Raw genomic sequence first — 23,015 nt, 5'->3', positions numbered from 1 at the left:
GCCACGGTGGCTATCACCGTGGCTCGACCTCCCTCTCAACTTCTCTCTCAAACGAGCTCCGACCGGCGCAGACGCAACGATCGCTGGGAGACGCTCACGTACCTGTGCGGGGCGTGGTCGTCCGACGAGAACGGCAGCTGCAGTCGGCGGACCAGGGGGAGCTGCTGCTTGACCCAGGCCAGGACGTCCACCGTGGAGCGGAAGAGCGCCGTGGAGGTCCGACGCACGGGCTGCTCCGAGAATACCCAGCCCGCCGCGCTCGATCGGAGCTCGTGACCGAAGTGATCGAACCTCCCGAACGACGGCGGAGGAAACATTGGCACGCTGTCGCCGGCATGGATATGGCGGAAGAGCAGGTGCTCGTAAGTATCCTTACGCTTGCGGGCGAAGATCTCGTTTCCGATGCGCGGCTGCCCGTATGTATAGACACCGCGCACCACGTCCCTGATGCTCTCGTGCTCCTTGTCCTGGAAGATCATGGCTGCAGCGAGGGCTGCCAGCGCGCCACCCAGGCCGTGTCCTGTGAGGTAGAGCGCCTTCAAGCCGCTCTTGAGGGGCTCGCCGGTCGCGTCGGAGCGCGCGGGGGCGTCGACCGATACGAGCTCGCTCTTCTGGTCGACGATCGATTGCCCCTTCATCGCCCTCTTCAGACGGCAGGCGATGTAGCGCGTCATCGGCATGCGGCTGCGGTAGAGGCCGCCCTGCACGGCCTCCCACGCGCGGAGCCGATCCGGCTCGACGCTGGCGTCGGTCAGCCGGTTGATGAGGTTCGCGCGCTCCGTGCCGCGGAAACACAGGATCGCCGCCGAGCCATCGACGTGCTGGAGGAGCGATGCGCTCGTGCGCACCGAGACGGCATCGTTGCTCAGCGTGACGGCATAGCACCGGTTCTCGAACCCGAGGCTGTTCATGACGTCGTGGAGCGTCTGCGGGTCCGCGTACGACCACGCCGACGCGAGCGAGAGGGCATAGGCGATCGTCTCGTCGTACGCTCGCTCGTTCCGATCCATCTTGCCCAGCAGGTCGAGGGCCCTCCCGTTGGCAGGGGCCCCTTTGCGCTCCTCTTGGCGCTGAACGTTGGTGACGAACATGCCTGTGCTGCCGCTTTCTGCGCTCGGTGGGTGCGGCGCCACGGTGCCTTTTGCTCCGGACGACCCGAGCCGGCCTCGCCGCGCGAGCCCGCGATGTGTTGAATCCCGAGGCGATCCTTTCGATGATGGCGGGCGCGTTTCCGTGCGCGTTAGGCGGCGCAATTCGGGGTCGTTGATGGCGATTGTGGGCGCGTGAGCTAACTCACGGCTGCCGGTCATCGCTTGCAAGGTAGGGAATCGCACGCTGCATCAGGATCACGTCGAGCCAGCGGTCGAACTTGTGCCCGACGTCGCGGAGCAGCCCGGCGTCCTCGAACCCGAGCGCGCGGTGCAGCGCGACGCTCGCCGCCTGGTCTCCGGCGATCTGCGCGATGATCGTGCGATGGCCGAGCGAGATCGCGCGGCTCACGAGATCGGCGAGGATGCGGCGCCCGAGCCCCCGCCGGTGGAGGCCGTCGCGCACGTAGACCGAGTTCTCGACGGAGCGGGCGTAGGCCTCGCGCGGGTTCCACAGGGAGAGCGAGCCCCAGCCGACCACGGCCCCGGCCCCGTCGCCCTCGACGGCCACGGTGGCGGGGTGCTGGGGGCCGTGCGCCGCGAGCCAGGCGCGTCGCTCCGCCGGGGTCGGGACGGTGGTGGCGAAGGTGCAGGTCGAGCGCTCGACGTAGAACGCATAGATCTCCTCGATCGCCGCGAGATCGGCCTCGGTCGCCAGGCGGATGCGCACGCCGTCGCCTGGCGCCGGGAGCGGCGCGAGGTCGGGCGCGACGAACGCGGCGCGGGCGTCGTCCGAGAGCAGCCGCGCGCGAGAGTAATGGGCGAAGAGCGCCTTGCTGCTGCGGTGGCGGTCGAGGAGGCCCTCCGCGAGGTCGTGGACGGCGGCGCCTCGGTGCTCGGCGGCGTGGCGGGCGACGAGCGTGAGCCAGGCGACCGTGATCGTCTCGTGGTAACCGTTGGTCGGCGGGTGCCGGGCGTTGAAGGCCTGCAGGGCGGAGCGCATGCGCGCGAGCGCCCCCTCGGGCCCGTGAGCGCGCACGTAGTGCAGGGCGAGGAGCAGGTGGCGCGCGTGCGAGAAGTCGCGCTGCGCGATCGCGGCGTCCTCGATGGCGGCGGCGAGCGCCGCGAGGTCGCGCTCGTCGATCTGGCGTTCGCGACGCTCGCCACGATCGCCGAAAGGCGGCAGTCCGTCGGCGCCGCTCACGGCGCCTCCTTCCGGGCGGCTCCGCGGCCGGGCGCCTTGCGGGGGCGCGCTTCGCCGTCGCGCGCCTCTTCGGACGGCAGCGGCAGGGGCGGGAGCGCGGTCTCCTTGGCGGTGGACAGGACGATCGTCGTGCGCGTGCGCACCACGCCGTCGTGGGCCTTGAGCTCCTGCGTGAGCAGGCGCTCGAGCGCCTCGGTGTCGCGGCAGCGCACCTTGAGCAGGTAGTCCTCGTCGCCAGCGACGTGGTGGCACTCCTGGATCTCGGCCGCGCGCTCGACGGCGCGCAGGAACTCGCCGCGCCCGCGCCGGTTCGCGATCGAGACGGAGATGAAGGCCGTGAGCCCGGCGCCCACGGCCCGGGCGTCGAGGCGCGCCTCCCACCCCGTGATGACGCCGCGCTCCTCGAGCCGCCGCACCCGCTCGGCCACGGCGGGCGCGGAGAGGCCGACCGCCTCGCCGAGGTCCGCCCACGACCGGCGGGCGTCGCGGGCGAGGAGGTGGATCGCTTTCAGATCGATGGCATCCATGGTTGTTGTCATTGGAAGTGAATGCAGGATCGAATGAAATTTTTCGATTTGCAAGTGAGGCGCAACGAAGCGTCGCGTCGCCGAGGAGGGGCGGTGGCCCGTGTGACGCTGCCGCCCTGGGCCGGGAGGCACGCTTCGCTGGTCTTCGCGTCTTCGGTCGGGTGGTGGAGCCGGTCTCGACAGCGGGTGACGGCGCGGCAGGTCAGCAGCGGAGCAGGGAGGGCTGCGGGGTCGCCGCGCGCGGGCCCGGCGAGCGGGTCGGCTCAGCGGGCCCTGTAGTGGGCTCGGTAATGGGCGATGAGCTGCTGCCAGCGTGCCTCGAGGGTGGAGTCGCTGCGCATACGGGCCTGCCACGCGGCGTCCGTGGCCTGCCACGCGGCCGCGTCGCGGAGGCCGTAACGCGGGTAGAGCGCCGCGGCGCTCCGCGGGTGCAGCGAGAGCTCCGCGCAGAGCGCGGCGTACTGCTCCAGCGAGAGGGCGGGCGCCGTGTGGGCCGCGGCGCTCGGCGCGGGCGGGGGCGCGGGGGCGCCCCGCTTTTCCGATGCCGGGGTGAAGGGCAGGGCGGTGATGAGCGCAGCCATGTCTGGGAGCGGGGCTGTGCCGGCGGGCGCGGCCGGCCCCGCGGGGCGCGGCGCTGGCGCTGCGGGCGGCCGTGCGGCCGGCGCTCGACCGGGCGGCGCGTTCGGCACGAAGGGCAGGGCGGCGACGAGCGCAGGCATGTCTGGGAGCGGGGCTGTGCCGGCGGGCGCGGCCAGCGCTGCGGGCGCGACCGGCGCCGCGGGCGCGACCGGCGCCGCGGGCGCGACCGGCGCCGCAGGGCGCGGCGCTGGCGCGGCGGGCAGCGGTGCGGCCGGCGTTCGACCGGATGGCGCGCTCACCGGCGGCGAGGCCGCGACGAACACCCGCAGGTGCTCGAGGAAGGCTTGCGTGTAGCGGTTGGTCAGCTCGAAGCAGCCGCGCTCGAGCTCCGCGCCCATCCTCTCGAGCCATTCGCGCTGCGCGGCCGTCCACTCGTCCGCCGTGAGCCCGGCGCGCGCGAGCACCTCGTCGCGGAGCCTCCCGGCTTCCATCTGCGCGCGCATCTCCGCGTAGCGCTCCACCGTCAGCGCGGTACCCATCGCGCGCATCCTAGCCTGAAGCATCGCTCCTGCGCTGCGCCGCATCGAGCGGCTCGGGATCGAGCCCGCCTGCTCGCTGCAGGCTCAGGTCCTGCAAGCCGCTCCCGCCTGCACATGTCCGCTGGCGATCTCGGCGCCTCGATCGGTGAGCGCGCTGGCGAGCGGGGGTTGCTCCGCGCTGCGCCGAGGCGATATCTTCGCGTCGTTCTGCGCCGCGATCCCGCGAATCACGCGACCGAAGCACCCGCCTGGAGGGCACGCTGAGCCATGTCGACCGCACCGGCGCCCGATGCCGCTGCTCCCCCGGGGATGTGTCCTGGCGTCGCCGTGCTGGGGGGCGGCGGTGGATCCGGTGGCAGCGGCGGCGGCGGCAGCGGCGACGGCGGCGGCAACGGCGGTGGGGGGAGCGGGAGCGGAGAGGGCGGGGGCGGCGATCAGAAACACGCGCCCTCCGGGCAGGGGAGGCAGAGGTCCGAAGGCGAGCCGGTCGATGTCGTCACCGGACGCGTGTACACCGTGCCGCGGACCGATCTCTCGCTGCCCGGCCCGCTCCCGTTCTCCTTCGTCCGCCGTTACTCCTCGGCCATGGCCGAGCGCGACGTCGGCCTTGGCCACGGCTGGACGCACAGCCTCGGCTGGCGTGTCACCCTCACCCGGCGCGCGACGCGCGTCTGGACCGACGAGGGCATCTCGGTCGACTTCCCCGTGCTGCCCGAGGGCGGCGAGGCGCTCGGGCCCTGGGGCTGGCTGCTGCGGCGGGAGCGCGGCGGCTATCGTCTCGACAGGGGCGACGGCCTCTACCACGCCTTTGCGCTGCCGCTCGAGGGCGAGCGGGAGTGGCTGCTCACGGCGATCGAGGACCGCTCCGGGAACCGGATCTCGATCTCGTACGAAGGGTCGAGGATCGCGGAGGTGCTGGACAGCGCCGGCCGGCGCGTCCGCTTGGGGTCGAGCCCCGAGGGGCGGATCGTCTCCATCAGCGTCTACAACGCAACCTCCCAGGGGCGCTGGATCACCTTCGCGCGCTACGAGCACGACGAGATCGGCCGCCTCGTCGCCGCGGTCGATGCCGAGAGCTTCACCTCACGTTACGCCTACGACGAGCGCAACCTCCTCACCGAGCACACCGATCGCGCCGGGCTCACGTTCCACTACCGCTACGACGACGAGCGGCGCTGCGTCGAGACCTGGGGCGATCGCGACGGCCGGCCTGATCCGGGCCTCGCCGACGGGCTGCCGCCGCTGCTCGCCGACGGCACGACGCGCGCCAGAGGCATCTACCATTGCCGCTTCGCGTACCTGCCGGACGGCTACCGCGAGGTCGCCAATTCCCGGCAGGTGAAGCGCTTCTTCGGCAACAGCCACGGCCTGCTCGATCTCGAGGTGGACGGCGGGCACGCGGTGTCGGCGACCTACGACGACGCCGGGCATCTGGTCTCGGAGACGGATCAGCTCCAGGCCGTCACGCGTTACGAGCGTGACGCTCGCGGCCGGCTGCTGGCCCAGACCGATCCCCTCGGCCGCGTCGTGCGCTACGAGCGCGACGCGCGGGGCGATGTCGTGCGCGTGATCGATCCCGCGGGGCTCGCGACGACGATCGAGCGCGACGCCGCCGGCCTGCCGGTGCGGACGACGGATCCCACCGGCGCGGTGCGGCGCTTCGCGTACGACCGGCGGGGCCAGATGGTCGAGGCCGAGGATGCGACCGGCGGCGTCGTGCGCATCGGCCACGACGCGCACGGCAATGTGGTCTCCCTCCTCGATCGGCGCGGCGGAAGGTGGCAGTGGACCTACGATTTCTTCGGCCGGACGCTGTCGATGACCGATCCGACAGGCGCGGTGAGCCGCTTCCATTACTCGCCGCGCGGGGACCTCGCGGCGACCACGGATCCTGCGGGCGCCACGGCGCGCTACTCCTACGATGGCGAGGGCAGGCTGGTCTCCGTCGCCGACCGCGCAGGGCGCGTGTCGCGCATCGCGTGGTGCGGCTATCACTGGCTTCACGAGGTCACCGACGCGACAGGCCGATCCGCGCGGATGCGCTACGGGCGCGAGGGGGAGGTGCTGGAGGCCGAGAACGCGCGCGGTGAAAAGCACGTGTTCCAGTACGACGTCGCCCTGCGTCGGGTGAAGGAGCGCACCTTCGACGGGCGCGTGCTGCGCTACCGGTACGATCCGGCCGGGCAGCAGACGCGGGTCGAGCCGGGGATCGGCGCGCCCACCAATTTCGTCTACGATCTCGCCGGCCAGCTCGTGGCCCGCGAGGTGGAGGGCAAGCGCGAGGCGTACGCGTACGACGCGCGCGGCTTCCTGGCATCGGTGTCGGGCCCGGACGGGACCGTCGCGTTCGGGCGCGACGCGATGGGGCGGATCGTGCGCGAGACGCAGCAGGCTCCGGGGGGCCCGGCGTTCACCGTCGAGGTGAGCCACGACGCCGAGGGGCGCCCGATCGGGCGGAGGACGTCGCTCGGCCACACGCTGTCGTGGGAGCGCGCGCCGGACGGCCGCGCGGCCCGGATGACGCTCGACGGCCGGCAGGTGGTGCGCCGGCACTTCGATCCGCTCGGCCGGGAGATCGCGCGCGTGCTGCCTGGGGGGGGCGAGGTGCACAGCGCCTTCGATGCGGTCGGGCGCCTCTCGCGCCGCGTCGTGCGCCGCGCCGCGAGGGGCCCGAGCGTCGGCGCGGGCGAGCCCGATTGGGTGGGCTCGCGCCCGGCGGGAACGGTCGTGGACGCGCGCTACAGCTATGACCCCACGGGGCGCCTCGAGGCCGTCGAGGATCTCGCCCACGGTCGCACGGTCTACCATCGTGATCCGGCCGGGCGGCTGCTGGAGGTCGTTGCGGAGGCGGGCCTGTCCGAGGTCTTCGCCTTCGATCCGACGGGGAACCTGGTCGACGCGGGCCCCGGAGCGCCGGCGCGCGAGCACGGGCCCGGCGACCGGCTGATCCGGCGCGGCGACGTGGCGTACCGCTACGACGACCTGGGCCGGCTCGTGGAGAAGCGCGAGGGCGCTGCGCGGGTCACGCGCTACGCGTGGGACGGGGGCGGGCTCCTGCGCCGGGTCGAGACGCCGGAGGGACGCCGGGTGGAGTTCTCGTACGACGCCTTCGCGCGGCGGATCGAGAAGCGCGTCTCGATGCTGGACGGCGCGGGGGCGCGGCTCGTGTCGCGCACGCGCTTCTACTGGGATCGGCACGTGCCGGTGCACGAGGTGCGCACGCGCGAGGGCGATGCGGTCGTCGAGGAGCGGACCTACGTCTTCGACGGCGGGAGCGCTGTGCCGCTCGCCCATGGCGAGACGCGCCGGGTGGGCGGCGACGTGGGGTCGCGCTGGTACCACTACGTGAACGATCCCCTGGGGACGCCCGAGCGTCTCCTGGACGAGCGCGGCGACGTGGCGGGGGAGCTGCGGTTATCGGCCTGGGGCAAGAGGATCGAGGGGAGCGGGGAAGGGGGCGCCACGACGCCGATCCGCTTCCTGGGGCAATACGCGGACGAGGAGACGGGGCTCGTCTACAACCGGCACCGGTACTACGACCCGGAGGTGGGGAGGTTCATCAGCCCGGATCCGATCGGGCTGGAAGGGGGGATGAACCTCTATGCGAGAGGGGTGGACCCGACGGCGGAGGCCGATGTTTATGGCAAGTTCGTCAGCTGGATAGAGCCCCAGCCGATCAGCGCCGCCGAGAAGAAGGCGATGCGCGACGCGGCGCGGGCGAGGTTCGACGCCGATCCGGAGCTGAAGGCGCGACAGGCGGCGATCAAGGTGCCGAAGAATGCGAACAAGTGTGACCGAGTCTCTTTCGAGGCGAAGGATTTGGGCGCCGGAAAATCGGTCTCAATTGTGGGTGAGGAGGAAGACCAGTTCTACAACAAGCCACTCCACTCATGGGATGACAGCACAGGCAAACCCAAGCAGTGGGACGATCACTGGGTGAACGAGGAACCCGATGGAAGAATCATCGACTACGATCAAGGAATGGTCTTCGACAGCCGCCAGCAGCACGCAACGGCAATGTTCGAGAACCGCCGCATCGGCTACCAGGTAAACAACTCTTCATGGTAACCCCTCTCCCACCGCACAGGCATCTGGAGGTGGTCTACTACAAGGCCACCATGGGCGCCCCCGAAAATCTTCTCCGGCACCTCTGCTCCTTGGGTGATGACGGAGTCGTCGTGGACGAGTCGGTGCCGCGAGAGGGCCACGTGCTTTGGGCGCGCGGCGATGTCGTGTACGCTCTCCATGTGTTCTTTGTCTACTCGCGTGGCCGCTCGAGCCGTGCTATCGAGGATCTCGTGGCTATCGAGGCCGCCGCAGACGATGGATATCCCGTCTTCGCTCGCGAGTTCGCCGCGTTGAAACACGCCCAGAGCATCGTCTTCTCGGTCGACGATGCGGAGCATCGTTTCGGACGCAGCCAGCACTTCGTCAAGGTTCTTCGCGCCGACCTCATCGCTGCAGGGCGTGACCCCGATGCCATCCCTGTGGTGTTCCAGATCAACCGTCCGTATAACGATGGCGTCCTCACGGTTCCGACCTCTGATATCGTCCAGGCACTCACCTGGGCGCGCTGTGATCATGTGGAGGCCTTCCCTCAAGAGAAGCGCGGCGCGAAGGAGGCGCTCGACCGCGCCATCGCGCTGTACGAAGAGATGAGGGCCGAACATGAAGCCAAGTAACCTCCTCTGCCGCCAGCTCGCCACCCGCGCGGCCGCCGAGGGCGGCGGCGCGCCGCTCGTCATCGCGGCCTGCGGGCCTGATGGCGCGCTCGAGCCGCTTCGTACCTGCGACGACGCCACGGGCGAGCCGGTGCTCTGGGGCGTCCACTGCGTCAACGAGGAGCCCGGCGGCCGCATCGTGGACTACGCCCAGGGCCTCGTCTTCGACGATCGTCGGCAGCTTGTCGCAGCGCTGTTCGACAACGCGCGCGTGGTCGTCGAGCAAGAGGACCTCGACTGGTGAGCACCCCCGCCCAGCCGCAGCCGCTTCACATCGTTTACTACACGGGCCCCACCGGGAGCCCCTACCGGCTCCTCCGGCACCTGGCCGGCCTCGCCCGCTCGGCGTCGATCGAGGCCGGCCCGACACCAGCGGGCGCCCAGCTGCTCTGGCCGCGCGGCGCCGCCGCCCTCCCGCTGCGCGTCTCGTTGGTCGTGACGCGCGGGGTCGCCTGGCACGAGCCCATCGAGCGCCTCGCGGCCGAGAGCGAGGAGGTGCGCGCCGAGCTCGAGGCCCTGAGGCGCGCGCACGTCGTCGTGCTCCCGGTGGACGGCCGGGCGCGCTGGCTCGCCGTCGGCATGCACCGCGCGAGGACGCTGCGCGCCGACCTGATCGCGGCGGGACGGCAGCCGGAGCAGGTGCCAGTGCTCTTTCAGGTGCACCGCCATGCCGACCCGAACGAGCCGGCGGCGGCGCTGTCGGACATCGCACGTGCGCTGGCGTGGACTCGTTGTGAACACGTGGAGGCATTCCCCCGGGAGAAGCGAGGGGCGAGGGAGGCGCTCGATCGCGCCATCGCGCTGCACGAGGAGGGCCGGGGCACCTCGGGCCGCGACTCCGCTCCTTGAGCGCCCTTGCGCCGGAATTCGTCGCTTTTCGTCCTGGAACAGCACATCCGCATCGCCTACGCTCGACGCGTTCAATCATGGTGCTCGATCTGGAGACGTACGTGACCGTCATGGCTCAGCTTGCAGCATCCGGCGACGCGCAGGCGGAGGTGCTCGCTCGACACGGGCTCGACGAGGCGCGATGGAACGCCGCCGACGCGCGCTGGCAGGCGCTCCTCTCGGGCGCTCTGGCGAACGAAAATGAAGGCATCCCGTCGCTGCTCTCAACCTGTACTGCGGCCCACCAGGCGGAATCACGCGCGGCGCCACCGCCGATCTCGCTGGAGCAGTTCGCTCAAGTGACATCGCTGCTGCACGAGACGGGGGACGTGCAGGCGGCGCTCGCCAGGGTGGGCGTGACCCTGGCCGACTATGTCCGCGGGAGCGAGCACTGGAGCCCGCGGATGGCCGAGGATCCCGGCGCGGAGAGGCGGTTTCAGGCGGCGCTCCGCGGCGAGCGAGGAGGGAGCCCGAGCCGTCAAGGAGAGGGCTGAGCGATGTCGACAGCACCTGCGCCGGACGCAGCTGCTCCGCCGGGCATGTGCCCGGGAATCGCCGCGATGGGCGGAGGAGGGGGCGCGGAGATAAACCAGGAGCTTTGCGCCATGTCGTACTACCGTGAAGGAGCGCACTGGTGGGAGCGCTGCGAGAACCCCAAGTTGGTTACGATCGGCTGGATGGACAAGCCTCATCCAATCCCTCAAGGACCGTTGATCCGGAGGACGTCGCGAGGCTGGAGGAGCGCACAGCTCGAGCTCGCCGGGGTGGAGTGCTGCCATCGCGTGGGATACTGGAGGTATGATGAGGGCTCACGACAAGGACCTCGACGGGCTTGGCAGCGTGACCGTCGAGCCGGAGGAGGAGGCCGCGCCGGCGTCGCGCCTCTCCATCGAGGATCTCCTGCCGCAATCCACCTCCCCGGAGCCGGCGCCGCGCGGCGCGGACGGCGCGCCAGCTCGCGCACCGGCGGCGGGGACACGCACCGCGCGCGTCCTCGAGGTGGCTGGCCGCAGCGCGACGATCGTGCTCCGCGGCGCGACCGCGCCGATCGAGGCGGAGCTCGCGCCAGAGGTGGATCCCGAGGTGATCGCCGACGCTCAGGCCAACGGCGACCTGGTGCTGGTCGAGTGCTGCGAGGGGGAAGCGCCTCTCGTCGTCGCGGCGCTCGCGACGCGCAAGCCTCGCGAGATCCGGCTGCAGGCGACCACGGTGAGCATCGAGGCGGAGGAGGAAGTGCTCCTGCGCTCAGGGCACGGCGCGGTCCGCATCCGCCAGGACGGGGACATCGAGGTGATCGGCAGCCGCATCAGCGCCGCCTCTCGTGGGCTATTCCGCCTCGTCGGGCGCATCTTGAGGCTGAATTGAGCCCGCGCCGTCGCGCCCTGCGCCTCCCGGGAGCCCAGCTGGCCGCGCGTGAGGTGCGTTGCCAGCGACGGCGCGTCAGGATACACATGAGGGTTCCGGAAGCTGGAGGGCGCGTTTGATGGAGGGGACGCTCGGCCACATCATTCTCACGGGCGGCGGTCTGCCCCGCGACCTCCGGGTCCTTTCCTACGAAGCGCATGAGGCGATCTCGCTGCCGTACGCCGTCCGCGTCGAGATCTCGACCAGCGACCCATCGTTCCGTGTCGATGGGTGCCTCCAGCGCCGGATGCTGCTCGAGGTCGATGATGGTCACGGGGGCGTCCGGTATTACGACGGCCTGCCGGACCAGGTCGGTTTCCTCCAGGTCCAGGCTGGCGAGTACCGCTTTCACCTCCGGCTCCGGCCCGCCCTCGCCGCGCTCGAGCACCGCGAGGGCTCGCGCATCTTCCAGGACAGGAGCCCGGTGGATGTCGTCAAGACCGTCCTGGCCGACGCCGGCGTCGACAGCGGCGTCGAATGGCGGCTCCGGCAGAGCTATGCGCCTCGCGAGTTCCTGTGCCAGTACCGCGAGACAGAGCTGGACTTCGTTCACCGGCTCCTCGAAGAGGAGGGGGTATTCTACTTCTTCCTCCACGGTCCAGATGGGCACAGGCTCGTCCTGGGTGACGACCCGGCGGCCTTCGCGCCGCAGGACGGGGTGCCCGAGGTGCTGCTCTCCGTCCGGCCGGGCACGCGCGCGCACGCCCGGCCGGTGCTCGATCTGCGCCGGAGAAAGGCCCTGAGGACCACGGGCGTCGCGCTGCGCGACTACGATTTCGAGAAGCCTGACGTCTTCCCCGCTGCCTCGGCAGCGGCGCCCGGCAACCGAGCCATTCACCACTTCGAGTACCCCGGCGGGTTCACCACGGGCACCGAAGGCGCACGGAAGGCGGCGCGGCGGCTGAGCTCTCTCCGGGGCGACATGGACGTCTGCCGCGGCAAGACACACGCGGCGGGGCTGCTGTGCGGTACACCCATGACGATCGAGGGGGCGGCGGAGCCGTTCCTGGAAGGAGAGTTCGTTGTCACCGAGCTCCGATCGCGAGGCCGGCCGGGCGCAGAGGCGTGCGAGAACGAGTTCGCCGCCATACCGAAGGACACGCCGTTCGCCCCGGCTCGCCGCACGAAGAAGCCACGCGTCGGCGGCGCCCAGACAGCGATCGTCACCGGGCCGTCGAGCGAGCCCCAGGCCGTCCACGTCGACACGTACGGCCGTGTCAAGGTGCGCTTCCTGTGGGATCGGTCGGGCAAGCAGGACGATACGTCGAGCGCCTGGCTGCGCGTATCGCAACTCGGCCTCGGCGGCTCGATGATCCTGCCCCGCGTCGGCTGGGAGGTCTCGGTCGGCTTTCTCGACGGCGACCCGGATCGCCCCCTCGTGCTCGGGCGCACGTTCAACGCGGAGGACACGCCGCCCTACGCCCTGCCCGGCGCGGCCGCCAGGAGCGCGCTGAAGAGCATGTCCACGCCGGGGGGCGCCGGGCACAACGAGATCACGATGAGCGACACGGCCGGGAGCCAGGGGCTCTCCATCTCCGCCAAGAAGGACCTCGCCATCGCCACCGGCCACGACAAGGACGAGACCGTGGGGGGCGACGAGGAGCACAGCGTCGGGAGCAACTACGCAGTTTCCATCGGCGCGAACGAGTCCATCACGGTGGGCGCGAACCAGTCGATCGACGTCGGCAATGCGGTCCAGATCAAGGTGGCCGGCGCGCAGACGATCTCCGTGAGCGGCGATGACCAGGTCCACGCGAGCGCCGATCTCGTCGAGAAGGTCGGCGGGGCGCGCGACTACGCCGTGGGCGGGGACCACATCACCATCTCGTGCGGCGTCCGCCAGCAGATCACCGGCGCCTTCACCCGCGACGTCGGCTCGGTCCAGACCAGCGTTTCGCTCGCCTCGATCGATGACGACATGCTCTCGACCTACGATGAGACGGCAGGGGCGCTCATCGCGCAGCTCGTCGCCGGCACGAGCGTCGAGAGCATCGCGACGAGCAAGGATCAGACGTCGTCCGCGGGAGAGATCCACAGCGTGGGCGCGCTCTCCACGCAGGCCGGCTCCGTGAAGCAGCTGATTGGAGGGCTCCACCTGCGCGACGCGGGCGGCGATTACGTCGTCGAGGCGCCGCAGATCGTCCTCGCGGGTGGGGTGGGGCGGTTTCAGGGCGGTGGGAGCGCGATCAAGCTCGACGGGGGCCCGATGACGCTCCAGGGCGCGAAGATCGCCATCAACGCGGCGCTCATCGTCCGGCAGGCGGCGAGCCTCAAGATCGGGTGAGGGACGGACAGCGTGGCAGACATCATCGACATCGAGCAGGAGCTCACGATAGACGGCGCCCCGTTCCCCCTCCTCTGGCTCGAGGCGCACGAGGCGCTCGATGACCTCGGCTCGCTCCGGTGCGAGATCACCGACCGCGCCGGGGGGCCGGACCCGGCGACCTTGCTGGGGAAGCCGCTCCTGCTCACGCTGTCGCGCCGCGAGGGCCGGGAGGAGCGCAAGCTGGCCGGCTATGTCGTCGAGGCAGAGCGCGCCACGGTGCGGGGCACGGAGGAGACCGGGACGCGGCTCGTCGCGCGTCCCAGGCTCTTCCGGCTCACCCAGCGCGCCGACTGCCGCATTTTCCAGCAGATGTCGGCTCCCGACATCGTGAAGGAGGTCCTCGCGGGCGCGGGCATCCCCGCGTCGGCGCAGCGCTGGCAGCTCACGCAGAGCTACCCGGAGCGACGGACGACGGCGCAGTACCGTGAGACGGATCTCGACTTCGTGAGGCGGCTGCTCGCGGAAGACGGGATTTCCTTCCTGGTCGATTCGAGCACCGGGGCCGACACGGTCACCTTCGTCGACGCCGGACCCGAGGACATCGATGGGGGGAATCAGCTGGTGTTCCGTCCGGCAGACGGGCTCGATACGACGCGCGATGCGATCACCACCATCTCCTGCGACAGGACGATCGCGCCGGGGCGCGTGCACCTGCGAGACCATGATTTCGAGCGACCCAGGGTCAAGCTGGACGCCACGGCCCAAGGGGACGACGACCAGGAGAGAGCGCTGGAAGTATACGTGCACCCGGGCCGGTTCACCGAGCCCGCTGTGGGCGACCATCGTGCCAGGGTGCTCCTGGAGTCGCTCCGCGCCCGGCGCGTCCTCGCGAGCGGCACGACGAACACCCTTCGGGTGCGCCCCGGGCGCAGGTTCTCGCTGACGGACCATCCCTACGAGCCACTCAATCAGGAGTACCTGCTCGTGGAGGTCGATATCGCCCTCGAGGCGCGCCCGAATATTCACGCACACGGAGGCGCGAGCCGGCGCGGGGGGCGCATCGCGTTCCGCGCAATCCCCACGTCGAAGAGCGCCTATCGTCCCCCGCGAGCCCCGCGTGCGGCGCGGGTCGCTGGCGCGCAGTCAGCCGTCACGACGGGACCGCCGGGCAGGGAGATCCACCCCGATCAGCACGGTCGTGTGAAGGTCTTGCTGCCGTGGGATCGGCGTGGCAAGCCCGACGATTCATCGAGCGCGTGGATCCGGACGAGCCAGCTCCCGCTCGGTGGCGGCATGCTGACGCCGCGCGTGGGCTGGGAGGTGTGCCTCGATTTCGTCGACGGCGACCCTGATCTGCCGCTGGTGGGAGGGCGGTTGTACAACGCCACGTCTCCGCCCCCGTATCCGCTGCCGGCGCACAAGACCCGGATGGCCCTGCAGACCGCCACCACCCCGGGCGGCGGGTCGGCGAACGAGATCCGCATGGACGACCGGGCGGGCGCCGAGGAGATGTTCATGAACGCATCCCGGGACGGCTCGGTCCGCGCGGGGAACAACGTGATGGATAGCATCGGGAACAGCGAGTCGCGTTCCATCGGTGCCAACCATTCGCTGGCGGTGACCGACAGCATGTCCGCCGCTGTCGGAGCGAACCAGGAGCTCGCGATCGGCGGTGATCAGAAGGTGCGCGCCTCGACGTTCATGGTGGATGACGTCGGCAGCCATTCGCTCACCGTCGGTGGCAGCCGCGATGTCAAGGCGGGCGGGGATCACAAGCGCACCGTCACGGGGAGCTCGACGCTGGCCATCGGCGGGGCGCAGGTCGATCTCGCGGCTGGCTCGGTCGACGAGGCGACCATGGCCACGATGGAGGACACGGTCGGCGCGGCGCTGATCGAGATGACCGCCTCGGACCGGACCGTGACGGTGAAAGGGAGCCGGACCGAGGTCGCGGGAGCGGCCAAGGTGATCCTCGCCGGCGGCGGCCGCGCCGTCGAGATCGGGACCAGCTTGAGCCAGAAGGCCGCCGGTGCGATCCTGAACGTCGTCGCCGGGGATCGTCAGGACGTGAGCGAGGCGGATTTCCTCGAAGTCGCGGGGGGCGCGCAGATCGTCAAGGCGGCGAACGTCGTGTTCGAGGCCCAGACCTCGCTCAGCGTCGTCATGGGGGCGTCCACGATCACCCTGACCCCAGCGTCGGTGTCGCTCGCCGGTGTTGCGATCACGTTCGACGGCGACTGCGACGAGCTGGGCGTCATCAAGGAGAACTGAGCCATGGCACCGCGGACGCTGCTCACGCTCTTCCGGGCCGAGGCGATCGAATCGCGGGACGTCATCGGGTTCCGGGTCGAGCGCCGGCTCGGCCTCGTCACCACGGCGGAGGTCGAGCTTCGCTCCGCGATCTACGTCGATCCGGACGAGCTGCTCGGCAGCCCCGCGTACCTCGCCTTCGGCCGGGGCGGCCCAGAGCACGAGATGCACGGGGTGGTGACCGATGTCGAGATCGCCGCGACGCCCGCGAACGACGGCGTTCGGGGCACCTCGTACCGGATCCACCTTACCTCGTGGATGGGGCTGCTCGAGCGCGAGGTGGACTGCCGCATCTTCCAGGACCAGGACGTGAAGGAGATCGTCTCTGCGGTGCTGCGAGGCGCTGGCATCGACGAACAGCGCCAGTCATGGCGCCTCGTGAGCAGCTATCCGAAGCGCACGTACTGCGTGCAGTACAACGAGAGCTCGCTGGCGTTCGTCTCGCGGCTCCTCGAGGAGGAGGGCATCACCTTTCACGCTGAAGCCGGCGACGCTGGCGAGATCGTCGTCTTCGAGGACGACAGCACAGCGAGCGACCCGATCGACGGGAACAAGGAGGTCCCCTACCGCTTCGGCGCTGGGCTCGACGGCGTCGAGGACGCGATCTGCGTCCTCGTGCGGCGATGCCGCACGGCGACGGGCAAGGTGGTCCTGCGTGACTACGACTTCGAGGCGCCGGAAATCGACCAGACGGTGACGGCGGCGGCGGATACGGACGCGGATCTCGAGGTGTACGATGTTCCGGGGCGGTACACCGAGCGACGCGAGGGGGAGCGGCTCGCCCGCGTTCGGCTGGAAGCGCTGCGGGCCGAGCGCGCATGCCTCACGCTGGATTCCGGCTGCGCGCGGCTCACCGCGGGCCGGTGGTTCACGCTCGTCGACGCTCCCGATGCGCTCGACGGTGACCATTTCATCACCTCGGCTGTGCACGAGCTGCGCGACGGGATGTACCTCGTCCGCGCCACGAGCGTTCCGAGGACCGTCCGTTACCGCAGCCCGCAGCGGACGCCGGCGCCGATCATCGAGGGCCCGCAGACGGCCGTGGTCGTCGCGCCGAAAGGCGCGCCTGTCGAGGACATCCACACGGACGCGCACGGCCGGTGCAAGGTCAAGTTTCACTGGGATTGCCACGGCGAGAGCGATGATACGGCGTCGTGCTGGATCCGCGTGGCGCAGCCGCAGGCGAGCGGGGCGATCCTCCTGCCACGGGTGGGGTGGGAGGTCATCGTCGGGTTTCTCGAAGGAAACCCCGACAGACCCGTCGTGACGGGGCGCGTCTTCAACGGCCGATTCAGGCCGCCCTACGCGCTGCCCGACGCGAAGTCGCGCAGCGCGCTGCGGACGAGCTCGTCGCCGGGCGGTTCGGGCGCAAACGAGATCCGCCTGGAGGACAAGGCTGGACACGAGGAGATCAGCATCAGGTCCCAGAGGAACACGACGCTTGCGACGGCGAACAACAAGACGCGCTCCACCGGCGTCAACGAGTCGAAGAGCGTCAAGGTCGACGCGCGGCTCACCGTCGGCGCAGATCAGAAGATCCAGGTGGCCAACGGCTACCTGGCCACCGTCGACGGTGCGCAGACGACGAGCGTGGCCGGCAATCGATCGGTGCAGGTGAACGCCGTCTATGGGCTCACCGCCAAGGGGGCGAGCGCGACGACGGTGGGCGGCACGCAGAAGGAGATGACCGGCAATCCGGTGAGCGCGCTCCTGTCTCTCGCCGCGAGCGCGCCGACCGAGGCGGCGAAGGCGGAGGCGCGCCGCGCGCTCGCGGCGCTCGACCGGACCGCCGTGGCGAAGGTCAACCAGATGATGGTTCCAGTGCACGCGCTGGAGAGCCAGCTCGGGGAGCTGGGAGCTGCCATGGACGCCATGAACGTCGGGGACATGGGCGCCACGACGAAGGCGCTCGACGCGGTGGCGAGCCTGCCCTCGCCGGCTGCGTTCGGCGCGTCCCTCGGGGCAGCCGCTGGCGGGCCAGCGGCTTCGGGCGACGGATCCGGCTGGTTCGACGCGCTGTTCGGAGGGGCGATGGACGCCGGTTCGGCGCGTCCTGGCAATGCGTCGGGCGCTGGCGCGGACGGCGGCGCTGGCCCCTCGGGCACCCCCGGAGCGACGGAAGAGGGCGCATCGGCGAGCAGCTCGGCATCGGACAGCGCTGCCGGACCGGGGCACTCCGTGAACGTGTGCGCTTCGACGCACGACGAGACCGTCGGGGGCATGAAGGCCACGATCGCGGCAGCCGGCATTCACACGACGGTCGGGGGCGCGCGGTCGCAGCGGATCGGCGCTGCGCGGATCGAGCTCGTCGCCGGTACGCGGGCCGAGACGTGCCTGGCCGACAAGACGGAGCAGGCGGCCGGTCTTGTCGTCGTGAGCGGCGCGGCGGAGGCGGAGACGGTCGGCGGTAGTCGGACGACGATGGTGGGCGGCGCCGTGGTCGACAGGATCGGCGGCTCCCACGCCGTGATGGCGGGCGGCAAGGGCATGTTCATCGGGGCTTTTCACAAGGTGGACGCCGCGGGGGCCGTCGTGTTCAAATGCGGCCCGAGCGAGGTGGTCATCGACGGCGGAGGGGTGACAATCAAGGCTGGCCTCGTCACGATCACGGCGCCGAACGTCAGGTTGAAGCGCAACGTATCGTTGCTGTGAGGCAGCCATGGATCCGCCGCGTGTGGACAACAGGACCGATTTCGTCGCCGCGCCGTTCCTGCTCGTCGGCAAGGAAGGCGAGCGCCTCGTCGTCATGGTGAAGGCGACGTTCGTCTCGGCCGAGGGGCAGAGCGAGCTCGAGATCTCGGACAGAGCGGTACAGCGCCGGATCCGCAGCGCCGACGTGCCGTGGGGTGATCCGGAGAAGAGCAGCATCAAGTATCCTGCGGATCTGTGCGTCGCCAAGCCGGGCACGGACGTCATCGTGGTGGCGGCGGCGCACGCGCCCGGCGGACGGGCCGTTCCCTTCTTCGACGCCGGCGTGCGGCTCGGCAGCCTGGAGAAGGTCGTCCGGATCTTCGGATTACGTGTCTGGGAGGCGAACGGCGCCGGGCTTTCGAAGCCGCGCCCTACGACGGGTATCGAGGTGCGGTACGACCACGCGTGGGGCGGGCTCGATCGGAGCGATCCGTCGCACCCTGTGGAGGAGCCCAGGAATCCGGTAGGGATGGGGATCGCGCGCGACCCGGAGGCGCTCACGCACAAGCCCGCGCCCTTCATCGAGGACCCGGCGGATCTCATCCGCTCGGTGAGCACGCGCCCGGCGCCTGCAGGGCTCGGCGCGATCGGCCGTCACTGGCAGCCACGGCGGCGTTATCTGGGGACCTATGATGCTGCCTGGCAGAGGCAGCGCGCGCCTCTCTTGCCCCTGGACCACGACGATCGCGCCAATTCGTGCGCCTCACCGGGGCTCGTCGCGACGCCGGCGGTGCGTGGTGGAGAAGAGGTGGTCCTGCTCAACCTTACGCCGGGTCAGGGAACGATGGTATTTCGGCTGCCCAGGACCGCCGTGGCGGTCGCCATGAAGACCAGGGGTCGCGCGCCCGAGATGCTTTTACCTGAGCTCGATACGGTCCTGATCGACGCGCTCGCTCCTCCGGGCGTGGTTGTCGAGCTCGTGTGGCGTGCGTCGTTCCAGGCGCCGCGGCGCATGAAAGACGTCGAGATCGTCGTGACCGAGACGGAGGCCGGGTGAGCGCAGTCGGGGTCGTCGAGGTCGGGGCACGCACGCCGATCGGGTTGAACGCCCGACAGACGGGGTTCTTGCTGCGCGCGGGCTTCCCGGCCGTCGCCGAGGCGCCGCTCGCGAGCTCGGCGGGCGAGGCGATCACGATGGGATTCGTACCGACGATCGATCCACGCATCGTGGGACCGGAGCGGCTCGTCCGGCTCGCGGCGCCCGCGTTCGAGGAGGCCGTCTCGCGGATCGGCGACGGCAAGATCATGGTCCAGCTCGCCCTGGATGAAGGATATCCGGACGCGCCCACGGCGACGAAGCTCCTCGCGGCGGCGGTGAAGCGTTCGACGCCGGCGACGGTGGAGATCGTCGCAGGCGGCGAGGCGGCGCTGGGGCCGCTCCTCCCCGAGGCGCTGAACGCGCTCTCCTCGATGCAGGTCGACGCGGTGATCCTGGGCGGCGTCCACAGCGATTACGACCCGCGTGCGATTGCAGCGCTCGAGGAGAGCGGGCGGCTCTTTTCTCCCGACAACCTGGACGCGCGCATTCCGGGGGAGGCGGCGGCGTTCTTCGCGCTGATGCGCGACGCGGACGCGGACCGGCGGAGGCTCCGCACCGTCGCGCGCGTGGTCGGCGTGGGGACCGGGCAGGAGCGCGCTGGGCCCCACGACGACGCGCCCGCCTACGAGGCGTTCGGGCTGACCAGCGCGACGCGGCAGGCGGCCGAGCCGCTGGCGCGGGCTGGGCAGGCGGCGGGGTGGATGTTGACCGATCTCACGGGCGAGATGTGGCGGCTCCGCGAGTGGCAGGCGGCGTTCGTCAGGCTGCAGGATGTGCTCGGCCGCCCGTATGTCATCGAGTCTCCAGCGCAGCGGATCGGTTATCTGGGTGCCGCGGCGATGCCGCTGCTCGTCGCGATCGCGGCGACGGCGTGGGAGCACGGGGTTGCGCCGTCGCCTGTGGCGATCGTGGCTGCCGGGAACGACGGCGGGGCGCGGGCCGCGGTGGCGCTCGCGAGCGCAGCGCGAACATCGGAGGGAGAGGGGTGGGCATGAGCATCACAGCTTGCATGATGGATTGCATCACGGCCAGGTCAGGGCACCAGATGGTCCCGCTGGCGGTCAGCGTGTGCACGACGCCGGCCGCACCGAGCCCGATCCCGGTGCCCTATCCGGTGTTCGCGAGCTCGGCCGAGGGCATCAAGAACGCGCCGGTACGAACGAAGATGGGCGGCGCGAAGATCCTGACGGTGGGATCGAGCTTCAAGGCGTGTCACGGCAACGAGCCAGGGACGATGAAGGAGGTGGTCAGCCTCAACACGGGCGGTCCATCGTTCATCGTGATGGGGGCGCCGATCGTGTTCGTGGAGCTCGGGATGGTGGGCACCACCGGCAGCCCAGGATTCTTGAACAAGGGAGGGCTTTGAACCATGTCGATCCGCAGCGGACGCGCCGCTCTCGCAGGGAACGTGCGCGGGGAAGGGTTCAGGTAAGGCGGCCGCGTATGTCCGACGACCTCGCCGCCTGCGACGCCGATGCGCCCTGGGTCATGCATTGGGAGCGCGCGCATTCACTGATTCACGCGGTCGCGCGCTTCATCGAAGGACAGCGTGAGCCGAGCGCCCACCTCGCGCCTGCTGCGCGCAAGCTCGAGAGCGGCCTTGGCGCGCTGTACGATGCGTTTGATGGCCGTGCTGATCGTGGAACGGCCATGGGGCGCGCGCACGGGCATGTATGGGCGGCGGCTGTTCTCCTGGCGCAAGCGGGCCTGCCTCGGATGCTCGCTTCGCTCCGGGACGCCTGCGCAGCGCTCGTCGCCGCCGAGGAGCGGCTCTCCACCGCGTCGCTCGCCGGACCGAGCGCTCCCGTGCTTCGCGCGGGCGTCGATCTTCCGCCGCTGCACTTCGTCGGGCGGGCTTCGCTCGTACCGTCGTTTCGCGCGCCGAAGGTGCCTGAGCCCGGTCCGGAAGAGCCCGAGCCCGCGTCGGCGGAGCCGAGGACCTTCGATGAGCTCGCGGCCATGGCCGAGGCGATGCGCCGCCTGGCGACGGAGCGGAGGATGGCGCTCGTTCGTCCTGCCAGGCCAGCACCGAGGCCGGTCAAGCCGGTCTCGGCTGGAGAAGCGGCTCCTCCCGGGTTCGCGTTCGCGCCGTCGGCCGCGGTGTCGGAGGGGGACTTCGTTCGCCGCTGGTCGCGGGTGTGCTTCGAGGAGATCGGGATGCTCGGAGTCCAGCGGGCGCCGCTCCCCGGGGACGACTGGCGTTCATGCCGAGCGCTGGAGCAACGCATGGTTGCCGCCATCGACGCGCTGGCCGCGCTCGGTCCGACGGCGATCGCGCATATCGAGCCGTTGGCGATGGATGCGCCGACCGCCGATCCGATGCGCGTCTTTGCCTCCGCGATGATCGGAGGGTGCATCGAGGGGCGTGACACGCTCGCCTGTGCCGAGCGGGTGCTCTTCCGGTTCGGCGCAGGTGATCCGGTCGTCGCTGAGGCGTTCGTATCCGCCATGAAGCTCGCGCGGAGCCCGTGCTTGCCGAGCAGCCTGCGGGCCTTGAGCGCGTCGTTCGAGCGCGGGTGCCGGGCGATCGCGGTGGAGCTGCTGGCATACCGCGGCTGGCTCACGCCCACGGAGCTCGAAGCGCTGAGCGATGAGGAGGACGCCCGCATCTTCGCGTACGGGTTGTCTGCGCTCGCTGCGGTGAGGCATCCGCGCTTCGACCGGGCGCTGGAGCGGGCGCTTGCGCACGAGAGCCTCGACGTCCAGGCGACGGGGCTCGATGCCATGTTGATCGCGGCGCACGGGCGAGCGGCCGAGGCCGCGCGCAGGGCGGCCCAAGGAGCGCTCGGGGACCGGGCGCTGGTGCGGCTGGCGCTGGTCGCCGGCGAGGAGGACGCCTGGTGGCTGCTCGAGCGAATGCGGCGCTCTCCAACGCCCTCGGCAGTCGAGGCGGTCGGGTGGGCTGGGCTCGTGGAGGCGATCCCGAGCCTGCTGGATCTGCTGGAGTGCGCAGCGAAGGAGGTCGCGCTTGCCGCCGGCGCCGCGCTCGATCGGCTGCTCGGCGCGGGCCTCGTCGAGGACATGGAGGTCGACGCGGCGGCGCTGCAGGACGTGGTGGTGATGGATCGGAATCCGGAGCCATTTCGTGGACGTCGGCCGCTCGGAGAGCTGGTGGGCGATCCGCGCGATCGCGCGCCGGTCGGGTCGACGGAGACGCTCGGTGTGCCGTCGACGGATCCTGCGCGCTGGCGGGCGTACTGGTCGGAGCACCGGGCGAGCTTTGACCCGAAACATCGGTTGCGGCGCGGGCAGAAATACGCGCCATCGGTATCGCTCCAAGAGCTGTCGAGGCTTGCGCTCCCGATCGAGGATCGGCGGCGGCTGTCGAGGGAGCTGGCGGTGCAGACAGGGAGATGGTCACGCTTCGATCCGCACGATTTCGTGGCGGAGCAGGAGCGGTGCTTGGGGGCGTGGCAGGCGATCCTCCGGGCTGCGAACGAAGCTCCGGGGGCCTGGGGGCAGCAGCATAGAAGATAGGTACGAGGTCAGCCCGATGCACGGCGAAGCTGCGTCCTCGCGTCCAGACGACGTCCGACCGATGCGCCATCGGGCGCCGCGTCGGCGCGTCGCTCCCGCCGCCGTCCCTGCCCGCCGCCTTTCGCCGCGCGGCCACGCTGCTCGCGGCGCAGCACCAGAGCAGCATCGCTGCTGGCCCGCGGGCAGCGGCGAGCGCGATCTGCCGCGCCCGGGTCCTCGCCAGCGGCGCGGCGCTCCGGCGCGCGGGCCCTGCCAGCGCGGCGCCGGGCGCCGGCACGGGCC

The 23,015-nt window shown here is 70.8% G+C and carries 18 protein-coding genes; 13 read left to right on the top strand and 5 right to left on the bottom strand.

The annotated features are described in order from the left end of the window. Positions 1 to 47: 47 nt before the first annotated feature. The 4 genes from WME73_RS31600 to WME73_RS31585 form a co-directional block, all read right to left on the bottom strand. Positions 48 to 1,091, bottom strand: coding sequence for a lipase family protein (locus WME73_RS31600; RefSeq protein WP_437911947.1), 1,044 nt, complete (start codon positions 1,089 to 1,091; stop codon positions 48 to 50). A 202-nt stretch (positions 1,092 to 1,293) separates the two neighbouring features. After that, positions 1,294 to 2,292, bottom strand: coding sequence for an N-acetyltransferase family protein (locus WME73_RS31595; RefSeq protein ID WP_437740075.1), 999 nt, complete (start codon positions 2,290 to 2,292; stop codon positions 1,294 to 1,296). Further along, entirely contained in the window at positions 2,289 to 2,819 is a 531-nt protein-coding gene (locus tag WME73_RS31590; protein ID WP_437740074.1) for an Lrp/AsnC family transcriptional regulator, read from the bottom strand. The genes WME73_RS31595 and WME73_RS31590 overlap by 4 nt, the downstream gene beginning before the upstream one ends. Positions 2,820 to 3,082: 263 nt before the next feature. Beyond that, positions 3,083 to 3,937 (bottom strand): hypothetical protein, encoded by an 855-nt coding sequence (locus WME73_RS31585; RefSeq protein WP_437911946.1) that lies wholly within the window; start codon positions 3,935 to 3,937, stop codon positions 3,083 to 3,085. 267 nt (positions 3,938 to 4,204) lie between these two features. Between WME73_RS31585 and WME73_RS31580 the strand changes: the two genes are divergently transcribed. From WME73_RS31580 to WME73_RS31525, 12 genes are all read left to right on the top strand, one after another. Then, positions 4,205 to 8,005, top strand: a complete 3,801-nt coding sequence (locus WME73_RS31580) for an RHS repeat-associated core domain-containing protein (protein ID WP_437911945.1) — start codon at positions 4,205 to 4,207, stop codon at positions 8,003 to 8,005. A gap of 50 nt (positions 8,006 to 8,055) precedes the next feature. Next, positions 8,056 to 8,619, top strand: coding sequence for a hypothetical protein (locus WME73_RS31575; RefSeq protein WP_437911944.1), 564 nt, complete (start codon positions 8,056 to 8,058; stop codon positions 8,617 to 8,619). Next, complete coding sequence (locus tag WME73_RS31570; protein WP_437911943.1) at positions 8,606 to 8,902, top strand: hypothetical protein; 297 nt, start codon at positions 8,606 to 8,608, stop codon at positions 8,900 to 8,902. The genes WME73_RS31575 and WME73_RS31570 overlap by 14 nt, the downstream gene beginning before the upstream one ends. Continuing rightward, entirely contained in the window at positions 8,899 to 9,507 is a 609-nt protein-coding gene (locus WME73_RS31565) for a hypothetical protein (RefSeq protein ID WP_437911942.1), read from the top strand. The genes WME73_RS31570 and WME73_RS31565 overlap by 4 nt, the downstream gene beginning before the upstream one ends. A 77-nt stretch (positions 9,508 to 9,584) precedes the next feature. Continuing rightward, a complete protein-coding gene (locus WME73_RS31560; protein WP_437911941.1) occupies positions 9,585 to 10,040 on the top strand; it encodes a hypothetical protein in 456 nt (151 codons plus the stop codon). A gap of 304 nt (positions 10,041 to 10,344) precedes the next feature. Further along, positions 10,345 to 10,911, top strand: coding sequence for a hypothetical protein (locus WME73_RS31555; RefSeq protein WP_437911940.1), 567 nt, complete (start codon positions 10,345 to 10,347; stop codon positions 10,909 to 10,911). 118 nt (positions 10,912 to 11,029) lie between these two features. Further along, on the top strand, positions 11,030 to 13,234 hold the full coding sequence (locus tag WME73_RS31550; RefSeq protein WP_437911939.1) for a type VI secretion system Vgr family protein: 2,205 nt from the start codon (positions 11,030 to 11,032) through the stop codon (positions 13,232 to 13,234). A 12-nt stretch (positions 13,235 to 13,246) separates the two neighbouring features. Beyond that, a complete protein-coding gene (locus tag WME73_RS31545) occupies positions 13,247 to 15,487 on the top strand; it encodes a type VI secretion system Vgr family protein (RefSeq protein WP_437911938.1) in 2,241 nt (746 codons plus the stop codon). Between the two features lie 3 nt (positions 15,488 to 15,490). Further along, positions 15,491 to 18,178, top strand: coding sequence for a type VI secretion system Vgr family protein (locus tag WME73_RS31540; RefSeq protein ID WP_437911937.1), 2,688 nt, complete (start codon positions 15,491 to 15,493; stop codon positions 18,176 to 18,178). Between the two features lie 7 nt (positions 18,179 to 18,185). Next, entirely contained in the window at positions 18,186 to 19,214 is a 1,029-nt protein-coding gene (locus WME73_RS31535; protein WP_437911936.1) for a DUF2169 family type VI secretion system accessory protein, read from the top strand. Beyond that, on the top strand, positions 19,211 to 20,251 hold the full coding sequence (locus tag WME73_RS31530; RefSeq protein ID WP_437911935.1) for a beta-ketoacyl synthase N-terminal-like domain-containing protein: 1,041 nt from the start codon (positions 19,211 to 19,213) through the stop codon (positions 20,249 to 20,251). The genes WME73_RS31535 and WME73_RS31530 overlap by 4 nt, the downstream gene beginning before the upstream one ends. Further along, entirely contained in the window at positions 20,248 to 20,622 is a 375-nt protein-coding gene (locus tag WME73_RS31525) for a PAAR-like domain-containing protein (protein WP_437903017.1), read from the top strand. Before WME73_RS31530 ends, WME73_RS31525 begins: the two co-directional genes overlap by 4 nt. A gap of 143 nt (positions 20,623 to 20,765) precedes the next feature. Here WME73_RS31525 and WME73_RS31520 read toward each other — a convergent pair whose 3' ends face one another. Then, complete coding sequence (locus WME73_RS31520; protein ID WP_437911934.1) at positions 20,766 to 20,957, bottom strand: hypothetical protein; 192 nt, start codon at positions 20,955 to 20,957, stop codon at positions 20,766 to 20,768. Between the two features lie 15 nt (positions 20,958 to 20,972). Between WME73_RS31520 and WME73_RS31515 the strand changes: the two genes are divergently transcribed. Continuing rightward, a complete protein-coding gene (locus WME73_RS31515) occupies positions 20,973 to 22,733 on the top strand; it encodes a hypothetical protein (protein ID WP_437911933.1) in 1,761 nt (586 codons plus the stop codon). Positions 22,734 to 23,015: the final 282 nt, after the last annotated feature.

It is taken from the genome of Sorangium sp. So ce302 (genome assembly GCF_051530145.1).
Classification (GTDB): domain Bacteria; phylum Myxococcota_A; class Polyangia; order Polyangiales; family Polyangiaceae; genus Sorangium; species Sorangium cellulosum_B.
This window is presented reverse-complemented; position numbering and strand designations above follow the sequence as displayed.

Bases quoted from the DNA above. Each gene is read 5' to 3' on its own strand.
- WME73_RS31600 (WP_437911947.1), bottom strand. From the start codon at position 1,091: ATGTTCGTCACCAACGTTCAGCGCCAAGAGGAGCGCAAAGGGGCCCCT.
- WME73_RS31590 (WP_437740074.1), bottom strand. From the start codon at position 2,819: ATGGATGCCATCGATCTGAAAGCGATCCACCTCCTCGCCCGCGACGCC.
- WME73_RS31585 (WP_437911946.1), bottom strand. From the start codon at position 3,937: ATGGGTACCGCGCTGACGGTGGAGCGCTACGCGGAGATGCGCGCGCAG.
- WME73_RS31580 (WP_437911945.1), top strand. From the start codon at position 4,205: ATGTCGACCGCACCGGCGCCCGATGCCGCTGCTCCCCCGGGGATGTGT.
- WME73_RS31575 (WP_437911944.1), top strand. From the start codon at position 8,056: ATGGGCGCCCCCGAAAATCTTCTCCGGCACCTCTGCTCCTTGGGTGAT.
- WME73_RS31570 (WP_437911943.1), top strand. From the start codon at position 8,606: ATGAAGCCAAGTAACCTCCTCTGCCGCCAGCTCGCCACCCGCGCGGCC.
- WME73_RS31560 (WP_437911941.1), top strand. From the start codon at position 9,585: ATGGTGCTCGATCTGGAGACGTACGTGACCGTCATGGCTCAGCTTGCA.
- WME73_RS31555 (WP_437911940.1), top strand. From the start codon at position 10,345: ATGATGAGGGCTCACGACAAGGACCTCGACGGGCTTGGCAGCGTGACC.
- WME73_RS31550 (WP_437911939.1), top strand. From the start codon at position 11,030: ATGGAGGGGACGCTCGGCCACATCATTCTCACGGGCGGCGGTCTGCCC.
- WME73_RS31540 (WP_437911937.1), top strand. From the start codon at position 15,491: ATGGCACCGCGGACGCTGCTCACGCTCTTCCGGGCCGAGGCGATCGAA.
- WME73_RS31535 (WP_437911936.1), top strand. From the start codon at position 18,186: ATGGATCCGCCGCGTGTGGACAACAGGACCGATTTCGTCGCCGCGCCG.
- WME73_RS31525 (WP_437903017.1), top strand. From the start codon at position 20,248: ATGAGCATCACAGCTTGCATGATGGATTGCATCACGGCCAGGTCAGGG.
- WME73_RS31515 (WP_437911933.1), top strand. From the start codon at position 20,973: ATGCTCGCTTCGCTCCGGGACGCCTGCGCAGCGCTCGTCGCCGCCGAG.